General features: G+C 73.2%; 9 protein-coding genes and 1 tRNA gene. 8 read left to right on the plus strand and 2 right to left on the minus strand.

Annotated features, from left to right (window positions below):
* Positions 1-6 precede the first annotated feature (6 nt).
* The 3 genes from CS2_RS03050 (at position 7) to CS2_RS03060 (ending at position 5,685) form a co-directional block, all read left to right on the plus strand.
* The gene (locus CS2_RS03050; RefSeq protein WP_070318832.1) at positions 7-3,045 is read left to right on the plus strand and encodes a tape measure protein; all 3,039 of its coding nucleotides are present in this window, start codon (positions 7-9) and stop codon (positions 3,043-3,045) included.
* On the plus strand, positions 3,038-4,630 hold the full coding sequence (locus CS2_RS03055; protein ID WP_082739716.1) for a phage terminase large subunit family protein: 1,593 nt from the start codon (positions 3,038-3,040) through the stop codon (positions 4,628-4,630). Before CS2_RS03050 ends, CS2_RS03055 begins: the two co-directional genes overlap by 8 nt.
* A 296-nt stretch (positions 4,631-4,926) precedes the next feature.
* Positions 4,927-5,685, plus strand: a complete 759-nt coding sequence (locus tag CS2_RS03060) for an HIRAN domain-containing protein (protein ID WP_070318834.1) — start codon at positions 4,927-4,929, stop codon at positions 5,683-5,685.
* A 778-nt stretch (positions 5,686-6,463) separates the two neighbouring features.
* Here the strand turns inward: CS2_RS03060 and CS2_RS03070 are convergent.
* Together CS2_RS03070 and CS2_RS03075 are read right to left on the minus strand one after the other, a co-directional pair.
* Positions 6,464-6,536 (minus strand) — tRNA-Arg (locus CS2_RS03070).
* 63 nt (positions 6,537-6,599) lie between these two features.
* Complete coding sequence (locus CS2_RS03075) at positions 6,600-7,253, minus strand: FadR/GntR family transcriptional regulator (protein WP_046527772.1); 654 nt, start codon at positions 7,251-7,253, stop codon at positions 6,600-6,602.
* Positions 7,254-7,443: 190 nt separating this feature from the next.
* On the opposite strand from CS2_RS03075, the gene argS reads away from it, so the two are divergent.
* The 5 genes from argS to CS2_RS03100 all read left to right on the plus strand — a co-directional run bounded on the left by argS (position 7,444) and on the right by CS2_RS03100 (position 13,808).
* Positions 7,444-9,126 carry an arginine--tRNA ligase gene (gene argS / locus CS2_RS03080; protein ID WP_046527773.1) on the plus strand — a complete coding sequence of 561 codons (1,683 nt, stop codon included), beginning with the start codon at positions 7,444-7,446 and terminating at the stop codon, positions 9,124-9,126.
* Positions 9,123-10,526 carry a diaminopimelate decarboxylase gene (gene lysA / locus CS2_RS03085; RefSeq protein WP_070318836.1) on the plus strand — a complete coding sequence of 468 codons (1,404 nt, stop codon included), beginning with the start codon at positions 9,123-9,125 and terminating at the stop codon, positions 10,524-10,526. Before argS ends, lysA begins: the two co-directional genes overlap by 4 nt.
* A gap of 152 nt (positions 10,527-10,678) precedes the next feature.
* Positions 10,679-11,818, plus strand: coding sequence for a heme/hemin ABC transporter substrate-binding protein (locus tag CS2_RS03090; RefSeq protein ID WP_217997355.1), 1,140 nt, complete (start codon positions 10,679-10,681; stop codon positions 11,816-11,818).
* 92 nt (positions 11,819-11,910) lie between these two features.
* Entirely contained in the window at positions 11,911-12,981 is a 1,071-nt protein-coding gene (locus tag CS2_RS03095) for a FecCD family ABC transporter permease (RefSeq protein ID WP_070318852.1), read from the plus strand.
* On the plus strand, positions 12,978-13,808 hold the full coding sequence (locus tag CS2_RS03100) for a heme ABC transporter ATP-binding protein (protein ID WP_070318837.1): 831 nt from the start codon (positions 12,978-12,980) through the stop codon (positions 13,806-13,808). Before CS2_RS03095 ends, CS2_RS03100 begins: the two co-directional genes overlap by 4 nt.
* Positions 13,809-13,926: the final 118 nt, after the last annotated feature.

The following is a 13,926-nucleotide window of genomic DNA, read 5'->3' on the forward strand; positions in this document are numbered from 1 at the left end:
GCGCCGATGAGCCTGGGAGATGCCTACACGCTCGGAGTCCGGCTGACCGGCGACACGTCGTCGCTGCGGCAGGAGCTCGCCGCTGCTGCCGCGCTGGTGAAGCAGTTCACGAACACGACGACCGAGGCGCTGAACCGCGCCGCGACTGCGTCCACCCGGTCGACGGAGTCGCTGCAGGGCGAGACGTCCCGTACGGCCCGGGCGAACAAGACGCGGGCGACGTCGTTCGACGAGTACATGCGCCGCGTCGAGGCCGCCGAACGTCAGGCCGCGAGGGCTTCCCGTGACTCGGCCGACGAGGTCGAGCGCGCTACGGCCAGGACCCAGACCTCGCTCACCGGGGTGGGCCGCAGCCTGGGGCGTCTTGCTGGGTTCAGCGGTCTCGCGGTCCTCGCGAAGCAGGTCTGGGACGCCGGGCGGGGGTTCCACGAGTTCTCCCAGAACAGCGAGATCGCGCTCGGCAACCTCCTGGGCGGTGCTGACAGGGCGAAGTCGTTCCTGGCGGACATCCTGGACTTCGCCAAGCAGACGCCGTTCTCGTTCCCCGAGCTGACGGAGTCCGCGCAGCAGCTCCTCGCGATGAACGTGAACGCCACCGAGGTCATCCCGACGCTGCGAGCACTGGGCGACGCGGCCGCGTCGCAGGGCCGTGGCATCGAGCGCGTCCAGCAGCTCGCGAGCGTTCTGGGGCAGGTCAGCAGCGTCGGGAAGCTCACCGGCGAGACGATGCTCCGCCTCCAGGAGGCAGGCGTGCCCGCCCTGGCGGGCATGGCGAACCTGGCCGGGGTGACGTCGGCGGAGTTCCAAACGATGGTCTCCGACGGCCTGATCCCCGCCGACCGTGCGCTCAGCGATCTGCGCACCGTGATCAACGACGGCACGAGCGGCATCAACGGCACCACGGTCGCCATGGGCGGCCTCATGGAGCAGATCAAGGGCGCAGGCGGGCTGACCGCGACCACGGACTCAGCGAAGTCCGCGTTCCGGAACATGTCCGCCGAGCTCGTCGAGTCGCTGATCCCCGCATACACGGCGCTCATGCGCACCGCGACCGACGGCATGGGCTCCGTCCGCCAGGCCGCGGACACGTGGAACGCGCTGCCGGCGCCCGTGCAGGCATCCACCGTCGCGTTCGTGGCCGCGACCGTGGCGCTCCGGAGACTGAACGTGGAGGGCCGTGCCAAGGCCGCGTGGCTCAAGCAGTCGTCACTGTGGCGTACCTACCAGGGGAACGTCGGGCTGGCGCTGGACCGGCAGGTCGCGCTCGGCCGTGAGATGAGCGTCACCCGAGCCCGCATGTCCGCACTTGGGCCCGCGGCGCGTTCTGCGGGCAGCGCTCTCGTCGGCGCGTTCGGCGGTCCCGTGGGGCTCGCGGTCACCGGACTGACAGTGGTCATCGGCGCACTGGTCGCTGCGAACGCCGAGGCCCGGGCGCGTGCCGAGGAGCTCGCAGGCACGCTTGACGAGCAGACCGGCGCCCTCACGGGGAACACCGACGCGTGGATCCAGAACGAGCTCGCCAAGGAGAAGTCGTTCGGCCTCGCGGGTATCGGCAGCATGTCCACGATGGTCGAGATGGCCGACAAGATCGGTGTCTCGATCGACACCCTGACGCAGGCGTACGAGGGCAACGCCACGGCACTCGCCGAGGCGAAGAAGGCCGCCGACGAGTACGAGGCCGCGAACATGTGGTCGATCACCGCCGACCACGAGGCGTACCGGTTCCGCAAGTACCTCGACGACCAGGCGAACGGGCTCAAGAACGCCCGCCGGCTGGTGGAGGCCAAGAACCGCGTCGACAAGGCTCAGAACGCGAACCTCGATGAGGGAGCCACGAAGACGCAGCAGTACACCGCCGCGACGCGTGTGTGGGCCGAGGAGCAGCAGAAGGCGATCGACGCGCAGGCGGACGCAGCGCGCAAGGCCTCGCAGATCAGCTACGGGACGCTCGACCTCGACCTCGCGACGGACGAAGACCTCGCGACGGCGCGCGAGAGGGTCGCCGAGGCCACGCGGAAGGTCCGCAACGAGGAGGCCGACCGGGAGGACACGTACGCGCGGAAGAAGGTGTCGGCGAACGACAAGGTCAAGGCCGACGACGCGGCCCGGGAGGCCCGTGAGGCGCTCGCGTCTGCGACCGAGGAGCTGCGTGGCGTTGAGGCGCGCCGGGACCCCGTCGAGCAGTACAAGAAGAAGGCGAACGACCTGATCGAAGCGGCCCGAACGTTCAAGGCGGACATCGAGACCCTCACCGCACAGGGGCTCAACGCCACGGACCTCGCAGCGATCATCGCCGCCGGCCCCGAGGGCTCGGTGGACACGCGCAAGGCGCTCCTGGGCGATCCGTCGCTCATCGACTTCACGAACGAGGCCCGCACGACGATCGACGCCCTCTCGAGCGAGATCGCGGCACAGGCACGGGTGAACCAGTCCGTCCTCGAGGCTCCCGGGCTGGATCTCGGCGCGAACCTGGTCCTCGGCATGCAGATCGCCGCGAAGGAGGGGTCGGCGAGCACGGTCCAGGAGATCGCGAACGCGCTCGGGCAGGACCCGCAGCTCATCTACAACGTGGGGCACAAGTTCGGGCTCTCGTTCATGGCCGGGTTCTCGGATGCCTCCCGGTACCAGCCCTTCGCTGACGGGTCGTTCCGGGTCCCCGGCGGGCCCACACGCGGCTACGCGACGGGTGGCATCTTCCCGGGGTACACCCCAGGCCGGGACGTCGGGTACATCGGTGTCTCGGGTGGTGAGGCGATCATGCGCCCGGAGTGGACCCGCGCCGTGGGCCCCGACTTCGTGCACATGATGAACCGCATCGCCCGCACGGCGGGTGTGGGTGGTGTGCGGGAGGCGATGGGCCGCTACCTGGGCGGGTTCGCGAACGGTGGCATCCCGCAGGTCGTGACTGTCCCGGTGTCGTCGACGCACGAGCGGTACTCCCCGGTGACGGTGCAGAAGGCGTATGTCGTGAACGCCGACTCTCTCGGGCTGTACGGGGACCGCACCCGCCAGCAGCGGAACACCTTCGGAGGCAACCGTGGCTGACGTGCTGCACCGGTGGGACGTCAGGGCGTGGGCCAACGAAGCCTCCTCGTCGCGCAAGGGGCGGTGGGAGCGGGTTGCTCGGCCTGAGCAGCTTCCTCCGACGGGGGACTGGCAGACGTGGCTCATCCTCGCCGGCCGCGGTTGGGGCAAGACGCGTGCTGCTGCCGAGTACGTCGCCGATCTGGCCCGTCGATACCCCGGCGCTCGCATCGCGCTCGTCGCAGCGACCTTCGCCGACGGGCGGGACACGATGGTCGAAGGCATGTCGGGCCTGCTCGATGTGCTGGACGACGTCGAGCTGCGCGGTGGAACCCAGGACTCGGCGTGGAACCGGTCGCTGGGCGAGCTGTTCCTCGCGAACGGCTCACGGTTCAAGGTGTACTCGTCCGAGAAGCCACGGCAGCTACGCGGCCCTCAGCACCACTTCGCGTGGTGCGACGAAGCAGCAGCGTGGTTCGACGCCCACAAGGGCACGGCGAGGGACACGACCTGGTCGAACCTCATGTTCGGGCTGCGTCTTCCCGCGAAGGAGGGGTGGTCTTCCGACTACCGCACCCGCGTGGTCGTCGCCACGACGCCGCGGAACGTCGCGCTGCTGAAGGTTCCCGAGACGCTCGCCGAACGAAAGCCCGAGCTCGCCGGCATCACACAGCGCAAGTCGACGGTCATCACCCGTGGACCGACCCGGGACAATCTCGCGAACCTCTCCGAGGAGTTCAAGGCCGAGGTCATCGATCCGCTCGCAGGGACGTCGCTCGCCCGTCAGGAGCTGGAGGGGGAGATCCTCGACGAGGCCGACGGCGCGCTCATCACCCGGGCCGCCGTCGAAGCGTGCGGGACCAACCTGGGCGAGGTCTTCGAGATGCTCGACTCCGCGGCCCGAGTCGTCGCCGTCGACCCAGCTGTGTCGACGGGGGAGAACTCCGACCTCACCGGGATCTCCGTCGTCGCCCGCGGCTACGACGGGAAGGTCTACGTGCTCGGCGACCACAGCCTCAAGGGCACCCCGGAGGAGTGGGCATTCACCGTCTGGGCCGCCGTGTACGCCTACCGGGCCAGCGCGATCGTCGTGGAGAACAACCAGGGCGGGCAGATGGTCGAGCACACGCTGCAGTCGGCGTGGCCCGGGTTCGCGACCGCCTGGATGCGCGACCCGCGCCGGCTGGCCGGTGAGCTCACCGGTGAGCGTGTCGACGCGATCCGTCAGGCGTCCCGTGGACGCGTCAACGAAGCCGCACGGATCGACACCCTGATGGCGCTGCGGGACGTGGGCGTGCCGCGGCCGCGACCCATCCACACCGTCCACCCCTCGGGTCCCAGCTCGGGGAAGTGGATCCGCGCCCAGCCGGTGCGGCTGATGTACGAGCGCGGGCAGATCAAGCACGTGCGGCACCCGAATGACCCCCTGCACTTCATGTACCTCGAGGAGGAGCTGACGTCGTGGACCGGGAGCCGCGGGGAGAAGTCCCCTGACCGACTTGACGCGCTCGTCCACGGCGTCGATTTCCTGCTCCACCCGAAGGAGCGAGTCAAGTTCGAGGCACTGCGTCAGGCGCGGCCGCGCTTCGCCGCGCGCTACCGGTGACCGCTCTCAAGGCGGGGCGCCCGTGCTCCTGGCACTGCGTTGAACTCGTCGACCGCGGCCGAGTGACGTCGCGGACGGTCATGAGTCGGGTGGTCATGCGGAGCATCGTCCTGCGGCTCGGCTCGGCTCGGCTCGGGCGCGCCACCCACAACCCTCAAGAGCGCGTGGGGCGGTGCCGATCTGCTCGCATGGGACTCCTCGACTTCCTGCGGCGTGACAAGAGGACCGAGCCCACGCCTCGAGCCGTTCAGGCAGCACCTGCTCGCGGTGCGCCGCCGTCAGCGGATCACACTTTCGTGGACCGGTCCGGCGAGGTTCTCGTGTGCGAGGGTCGAGAGAGCATCGAGGCGGTCGGCGAGAACTATCGCCGACCGGCGGTAGGTCGCCTCTTCGCCCAGTGGGGCATGCCGGAGGGTGGCGTCAAGATGGCCACCGCCCACCTCGTGCCCGAACCGACGAACAAGCACGACCGGCACGCGGTCAAGGTCGTGATCGAGGGCCACCACGTCGCGTACGTGCCATCCGAGGACGCCGCCGGTGTCGGCCACCAGTGCCGCAAGGTGCCGCGTGGTGCGGTCGCGGCGACGCCGGCCCGCGTGTGGGGCAGCAACGAGGACGGTGAGTGGCGCGCGCGAGTGACGCTGGTCTTCGACGGTGAGGGATCACCGGAGCGGGACTTCCGGGCTGAGCGTGTTGCTCGGCGAGAGGCGCAGGTCCGTGACGAGGCGTCACGCAGGGTCGGCCAGGTCCGTGGGCAGTGGTGGGCGACCCATCGCGGCGCTATCAGCGAGCTCAAGCGACAGGACCGGCACGAGGAGGCTCTCGACTTGCTGCGGGAGTGCATCGCGGCGGCCGCGAGGGTCGCGGTTGCTCTCGACGAACCCCCGACCGTCTGGCCCACCGAACAGGCGGCCGTGATCCTGCGCAAGGTCAAGGACGCGGCCGGCGAGGTTCAGGTGCTCGAGGCGTACGTGGCCTCCCTCGGGGCTCACCCGGTTCCGGACAAGATCGCCGAACGGCTCGCGAAGGCGCGGGTGCTCGCGCAGCGACCCTGACGTCACGGGGCCGCCGGCAACGACGTGACCACCGCCGTGCGCAAGCCCGCAGGACCACGTCGCCACGCACCGACCAGGGCTGGCTCTGCGCTATCGCCGGCGCCGACTCCCCTCGGCACCGCGGAGGATGAGTGCGGCGGCCACGAGCAGTGCGAGATCGCGTGCCGGCAGCCGGGCATGCGTCAGCCGTGAGGCGCGGATCTCAGCAACCAGCTCGGCGTGCCGCGCTGCTGCTAGTGCGGACGCGGTCCGCTCGCCTCGGTGTTGCGCGAACAGCGAGGCGAAGGCGGACACGAGCGCGGCGACTCCCAGAGCAGCCAGCCACCTACCGTCACCCTCCCCGAGCTCCACCTGCCCCCGCCCGAGGAGGGTGCCCAGGGTCAGCGATGAGACCAGGGTGAACGCGCCTCCGTTGAACGCGAGGATGGCAGCGCAGACGAACCGTGGCCACCCCGCTCCGGCCGGCCACGCGAACGCGACGGCTACTGCTGCGAGCGCCAGGAGAAAGGAGTAGGCGGGCAACGACGTCGAGCGGAGGGTCCACCACGCGAGGAGCAGCGCTGCTCCGAGGGAGAACCCCCAGAGCCACCGTGACTCTGGAGCCATGTCACCCGGGCGCGGTTGGGATCGTCTCACGCAGTGAGTTCGGCACTCGGGATGCGTCACATTAGGTCGCTAGGTGTGCCACTCGATGCGCGGTCAGGCGTGCCAACCACGAGCCGATCTGGCACGTGTCTGGCACGCCGGCCCCCGTGGGGGCCTGACCTGCACCTCTAGGTGCGCCCGAAAGGATTCGAACCTTCGACCTTCTGCTCCGGAGGCAGACGCTCTATCCGCTGAGCTACGGGCGCGCAGCGAGCACCGAGACTACCAGCCCGCGGGCGGGTGCTCCGACCCGTGGACGGGTGCGCGCGTCAGGCGTCCTCGAGCAGTCCCGACAGGTACGCGCTGGTCTCGCTCGCGGCGCGCTCGGGGTTGCCCGCGACGATCGCCTCGACCAGGGAGTCGTGCGCGTCGTCGGCGTGCGAGTCGGTGACGAAGTTGAAGCGGATGTTGTCGCCGATGGCCTCGAGCAGGTTGTCGTAGAGCGACTGCAGCACCGGATTGCCGGAGGTCCGCACGATGGACCGGTGCAGCTCGAGGTCGGTCGCGACCATCGCGTCGAGGTCGCCGCCCTCGTACGCGCGGGCGCGCGCGTCGCGCTTGGCCAGCAGGTCGGACGCGTCGGTCGCGGTGCGGCGGCGGGCCGCGAGCCGCGCGGCCTCCATCTCGAGCGCGCGGCGCACCGACACGACGTCGCGCTGCCGGGCGTCGGCGATCTGCCGGCCCATCGTCACGGCCATCTCGGAGCGCGACAGCACGTACGTGCCCGAGCCCTGGCGGCGCTCCACGAGGCCGGCGTGCACGAGCGACTGCACGGCCTCGCGCACGGTGTTGCGGCCCACGCCCAGCAGCTCGACGAGCGCCGGCTCGGGCGGGATGCGCGAGCCCACGGCCCACTCGCCCGAGCTGATGCGCGACCGCAGCGCCTCGACGGCGGTGTCGATCAGTCCCGTGCGTCGTGCCATGGGCGGTGTCTCCTCGTGTCCAGGGGGGTGCCGCCGGCTGCGACGACCGCGGCGCCCCTGCCCGAGTCAACACGTCCGACGACCGAGGGACCAGTCCCGCGGCCCCGGGGTGTCGGCGGCGCGTCGCGGACGGGGGTCGACGGGCGGAACGCCGGGCTGTGCGCCCCGGCGGTTCCCCTACCCTGGGAGGGTGACTCCCGACCAGCTCGCCGACGCACTGCGCGGCGCTCTCGTGCACGCCGTCGACGACGGCACGTTCGCCCTCGACCCGGCCGCGATCCCGGCCCGTGTGCACATCGAGCGACCCCGCCAGCGCGAGCACGGCGACTGGTCGACGAACGTCGCGCTGCAGCTCGCCAAGAAGGCGGGCACGAACCCGCGCGCGTTCGCCGAGGAGCTCGCGCGTCGACTCGCCGACGTGCCGGGCATCGCGGCCGTCGAGATCGCAGGACCGGGGTTCCTCAACATCCGCCTCGACGCGGCCGCCGCGGGCGAGCTCGCGCGCGGCGTCGTCGAGCAGGGCGAGGCGTACGGGCGCAACGACACGTTCGCGGGCGTGCGCGTCAACCTCGAGTTCGTGTCCGCGAACCCGACGGGCCCGATCCACATCGGCGGCGTGCGCTGGGCGGCGGTCGGCGACGCGCTCGCGCGCGTGCTGCAGGCGTCGGGCGCCGACGTGGCCCGCGAGTACTACTTCAACGACCACGGCGTGCAGATCGACAAGTTCGCGCGCTCGCTCGTGGCGCGCGCGCGGGGCCTCGAGGCGCCCGAGGACGGCTACGGCGGCCAGTACATCACCGAGATCGCCGACCAGGTCGTGGCCGACGCGCTCGCGGCCGGCGAGCCCGACCCGCGCACGCTCCCGGACGACGAGGCGCGCGAGGCGTTCCGCGCGCGCGGCGTCGAGCTGATGTTCGCCGAGATCAAGCAGTCGCTGCACGACTTCGGCGTGGACTTCGACGTGTACTTCCACGAGGACTCGCTGCACGAGTCGGGTGCGGTCGACCGCGCGATCGCGCGCCTGCGGGACGCGGGGCACGTGTTCGAGGCCGACGGCGCGACGTGGCTGCGCACGACCGACTTCGGTGACGACAAGGACCGCGTCATCGTGAAGTCGGACGGCGAGGCCGCGTACATCGCGGGCGACATCGCGTACTACCTCGACAAGCGCGAGCGCGGCTTCGACCGCGTGTTCATCATGCTGGGCTCCGACCACCACGGGTACGTGGGCCGCATGATGGCCGTGTGCGCGGCCTTCGGCGACACGCCGCACGTCAACCTCGAGCTGCTCATCGGCCAGATGGTCAACCTCGTCAAGGACGGCGCTCCCGTGCGCATGTCCAAGCGCGCGGGCACGGTCCTCACGATCGACGACCTCGTCGACGCGGTCGGCGTCGACGCCGCGCGCTACGCGCTGTCGCGCTCGTCGTCGGACCAGCCGATCGACCTCGACCTCGACCTGCTGGCCAAGGCCACCAACGAGAACCCCGTGTTCTACGTGCAGTACGCGCACGCGCGCACCGCCGCGGTGGCCCGCAACGCGGCCGAGGCGGGCGTGCGTCGCGAGGACGGGTTCGACGCGTCGCTGCTCGACCACGACTCCGAGGGGGTGCTGCTGGGCCTGCTCGCGGACTTCCCGCGGGTCGTCGCGCAGGCGGCCGACCTGCGCGAGCCGCACCGCGTCGCGCGGTACGCCGAGGACGTCGCCGGGGCGTACCACAAGTGGTACGACCAGAAGCGTCGCGTCGTGCCGTGGGGCGACGAGGAGCTCACCGACGCGCACCGCACGCGGCTGTGGCTCAACGACGCGACGCGCCAGGTGCTCGCGAACGCGCTCGCGCTGCTCGGGGTGAGCGCGCCGGAGCGCATGTGACGCGCGACGGGGCGACCGCCGACGGCGGCACGCCGCTCGGGCTGCCGTGGTCGACGGGCGTCGTGCGCGGCACCGACGGGGCCGTGCGGGTCGCGGGCGTCGACGTGCGCGACCTCGCGGCGACGCACGGCACGCCCGCCTACGTGCTGGACGAGGCGGACCTGCGGGCCCGGGCCCGTGCGTACCGGTCGGCGTTCGAGACCGCGTGCGCGCAGGTCGGCACGGGCGTCGACGTCTACTACGCGGGCAAGGCGCTGCTGACGCGCGCGGTCGCGCGCTGGGTGCACGCCGAGGGGCTGCGCGTCGACACCGCGAGCGGCGGCGAGCTGGCGGTCGCGCTCGCGGCCGGCGTCCCGGGCGCCCACCTGGGCCTGCACGGCAACAACAAGTCCGAGGACGAGCTGCGCACCGCGCTCGACACGGGCGTGGGGCGGATCATCGTCGACTCGCTCGTCGAGGTCGACCGGCTCGCGGACCTCGTGCGCGCGCACCGCGGCGACGGCGGTGCGCCCGCCCCCGTGATGGTGCGCGTGACCACGGGCGTGCACGCGGGCGGGCACGAGTTCATCTCGACCGCGCACGAGGACCAGAAGTTCGGGCTGTCGCTCGCGGCCGTGCCCGGCGGCGACAGCCCCGCCCTGACGGCGCTGCTGCGGGTCGTCGCGCGTCCCGAGCTGCGGCTGCTCGGCATCCACTCGCACATCGGCTCGCAGATCCTCGACCCGTCGGGGTTCGCGGTCGCGGCGCAGCGCGTGCTCGCGCTGCGCGCCGAGCTGCACGCCCGCACGGGCGTGCTGGTCGACGAGGTCGACCTGGGCGGCGGGTACGGCATCGCCTACCTGCCCGGCGAGGTGCCGCTCGACCCGGACCGCATCGCGAAGGAGGTCGCGCAGGCCGTGGCCGACGCGTGCCGCGACCTGGGGCAGCCGCTGCCGCGCCTGTCGATCGAGCCCGGCCGTGCGATCGTCGGGCCCGCCGGGCTCACGCTGTACACCGTGGGCACGGTCAAGCCCGTGCGCCTCGAGGACGGGCGCGTGCGCACGTACGTGTCGGTCGACGGCGGCATGAGCGACAACATCCGCCCCGCGCTGTACGGCGCGCACTACCACGCCGAGGTCGTGTCGCGGACGTCGGACGCCGCGCCGGTGCTGGCGCGCGTGGTCGGCAAGCACTGCGAGAGCGGCGACGTCGTGGTCCACGAGGTCCGGCTCCCGGGCGACGTGCGCGCGGGTGACCTGCTCGCGGTCGCCGCGACGGGCGCGTACGGGCGCTCGATGTCCTCGAACTACAACCTGCTGACGCGCCCGCCCGTGGTCGCGGTCACGGCGGGGGAGTCGCGCGTGCTCGTGCGCCGCGAGACGGTGGACGACCTGCTCGCGCTCGACGTCGCGGCCGACTGAGCCGCACCGACCGACCGCCCGGGTGCCCCGCGAGGGTGCCCGGGCGTCGTCGTCCGCGCGCACGGTCGTGCGGTGCAGGACGTGCGTCCCACCACGCCTCGGGACCGGTTTGATAGGTGAGGCTCACCTAGGTTAGGTTCCCTCACCGACGCGTGGGCGTCGATCCCCTCTCCTCGAAGGCGGTGGCCGGCGTGCGCACGCGTGCGACCCGAGCGTCCCTCGCGGCCCTCGCCGCGCTGCTCGTCGCGGTGAGCGCCGCGTGCTCGAACGGCACCGCGGCCGCGACCGGCGTCCCCGACGGCGGACGCCGCCTCGCGGACGTCACCCCGGTCGACGACCCGCGCACCCTCGAGGGGCCCGCGACGGCCGTCGTCGCCGACGCCGCCGTGCGTCCCGTCGTCGAGGACCCGGTGCCCGCGCTGCCCGTGACCGTCACCGACGCTCAGGGCACCTCCGTCACGGTCGCCGACGTCAGCCGGATCCTCGCGCTCGACGTCCACGGCACGCTGTCGCGCACGGTCTTCGAGCTCGGGCTCGGTGACCACGTCGTCGGCCGCGACGTGTCCTCGGGGTTCGCCGAGATCGCCGACCGACCGCTCGTCACGTCGGGCGGTCACGACCTGTCGGCCGAGGCGATCCTCGACCTCGCGCCCACCGTGCTGGTCACCGACACGACCCTCGGACCCTGGGACGTCGTGCTGCAGGTGCGCGACGCGGGCATCCCCGTGGTCGTCGTCGACGCGCACCGCGACGTCGCGGGCGTCGGCGACCTCGTGCGCCAGGTCGCGGCCGCGCTCGGCGTCGCCGACGCGGGCGAGCGGCTCGCGCAGCGCGCGCAGGGCGAGATCGACGCGAAGGTCGAGCAGATCGCCGCGGTCGCGCCGGCCGACCCCGCGCAGCGCCTGCGGATCATGTTCCTCTACGCGCGCGGCCAGGCCGGCGTCTACTACCTGTTCGGCGAGGGCTCGGGCGCCGACTCGCTCGTCGAGGCGGTCGGCGGCGTCGACGTCGCCCGGGAGATCGGCTGGCAGGGCATGCGCCCGCTCAACGACGAGGGCCTCGTGGCCGCCGCGCCCGACGTCATCCTCATGATGACCGACGGCCTCGCGTCCGTCGGCGGCGTCGACGGGCTGCTCGAGCGGCTCCCCGCGATCGCCTCGACGCCCGCGGGCGAGCACCGCCGGGTCGTCGACATGGCCGACGCGCAGGTGCTGTCGTTCGGGCCCGCGACCGCCGACGTGCTCGACGCGCTCGCGGTCGCGCTGTACGCGCCGGGCGAGGACGCGGCGTGAGCGTCGACGCGCGCGCCGCGACGCCCTCCGCCACGTCGCCCGCACCCTCCGCACCCTCCGCGCCCGCCGCGGCTCCCGAGGCCGCGGGAACCGTGCCGCGCGGACCCGGGACCGTCCCCGCCCGTCCCCGGGCGGTCCGTCGCGTCGCGCTGTTCGCCGGGCTCGGCGCCGCGCTGCTGGTCCTCGCGGTCGTCGCCGCGGGCACCGGGCAGCTGCACGTGCCGCCCGCCGAGGTGCTCGGCTCGGTGCTGCACCGCCTCGGGCTCGACGTCGGGCCGCTGCCCGCGCACGCGCACGGCGAGGCCGCGCTGTGGACCGTCCGGTTCCCGCGCGTCGTCATGGCCGTGCTCGTCGGCGCCGCGCTCGCGACGGGCGGCACCGTCATGCAGGGCGTGTTCGGCAACCCCCTCGCCGAGCCGGGCGTCGTGGGCGTCTCGTCCGGCGCGGCCGTCGGCGCGTGCCTCGTCATCGTCACAGGGTGGACGTTCGCCGGGTCGTGGACCGTCGCGCTGCTCGCGTTCGCCGGTGGCCTCGCCGCGACGCTCGTGGTCTACGCGACCGCACGCGAGGCGGGTCGCACCGAGGTCGTGACCCTCGTGCTCACCGGCGTCGCCGTCAACGCCGTCGGCGGCGCGGCCGTCGCGTTCCTCACGTTCCTGGGCGACACGCAGGCGCGCGAGCAGATCGTGTTCTGGCAGCTCGGCAGCCTCAACGGCACGCGCTGGGCGTACGTCGCGGTCGTCGCGCCGCTCGTCGTCACGGGGCTCGTCGCGGCCGTGCTGCTCGCGCGGCGGCTCGACCTGCTCGCGCTGGGGGAGCGGCCCGCACGGCACCTCGGCGTCGACGTCGAGCGGCTGCGGCTGGTCGTCGTCGTGGTCGTCGCCGTGCTCACCGCCGCGGCCGTCGCGTTCTGCGGGGTCATCGCGTTCGTCGGGCTCGTCGTGCCGCACGTCGTGCGCATGGTCGTCGGGCCCGGGCACCGCGTGCTCGTCCCCGCCTCGGCGCTGGGCGGCGCGACGCTGCTGCTGGGCGCCGACCTCGTCGCGCGCACGGCCGTGCCCTACGCCGACCTGCCGATCGGCATGCTCACCGCGCTCGTCGGCGGCCCGTTCTTCTTCTGGCTCATCCGCCGCACGCGCCGCGCCGCCGGGGGCTGGGCGTGAGCGCGCGGCTCGCGGCGCGCGGCGTGCGCGTCGCGTACGGCCCGTCCGTCGTCCTCGACGACGTCGACCTGGACGTGCGCGGCGGCGAGCTCGTCGCGCTCGTCGGGCCCAACGGCGCGGGCAAGTCGACCCTGCTCGCGGTGCTGTCGGGCGACCCCCGGCCCGACGCGGGACGCGTGCTGCTCGACGGCGTCGACCTGCGGCGGCAGCCGCTCGTCGACCTCGCGCGGCGACGCGCGGTCATGCTGCAGGAGGCGCGCGTGTCGTTCGCGTTCCGTGCGCTCGACGTCGTGGCCATGGGTCGCCACCCGTGGCGCGGCACGCCTCGCGCGGCCGAGGACGACGCCGTCGTCGCGCGGGCCATGGCCGACGCCGACGTCGCGCACCTCGCGCCGCGCACGTTCCCCACGCTGTCCGGCGGCGAGAAGGCGCGCGTCGCGTTCGCGCGCACGCTCGCGCAGCAGGGCGACGTCCTGCTGCTCGACGAGCCGACCGCCGCGCTCGACGTGCGGCACCAGGAGGCCGTGCTCGCGCGGGCCCGCGCCGCCGCGCGCGCCGGGGCCGCGGTCGTCGTCGTGCTGCACGACCTCACGCTCGCGGCGGCCTACGCCGACCGCGTGGTCGTCCTCGCGACCGGCCGCGTGCGCGCCGACGGGCCGCCGCACGACGTGCTCACCGCCGCGCTGCTCACCGAGGTGTACGAGCACCCCGTCGACGTCTGGCACCGCCCCGGCACCACGGACGACGGGCTCCCCGAGCTCTTGGTGCTGCCCGTCCGCGCGGCGTCCGCCGCCGCCCCCGCCCGTGTCACCGAGGAGACCGCATGACCCGCCCGGCCCCGACCGACCGCCCGGCCCCGACCGCCCGTCGCACGCGCGCCCCCCGGCGCGCCCTCGTCACGCTCGCCGCCGCCGCGCTGCTCGGCGTCGCGGCCGGCGCACCCGC

The sequence above is a fragment of the Cellulomonas iranensis NBRC 101100 = JCM 18110 genome (assembly GCF_001552375.1).
GTDB classification, from domain to species: domain Bacteria; phylum Actinomycetota; class Actinomycetes; order Actinomycetales; family Cellulomonadaceae; genus Cellulomonas; species Cellulomonas iranensis.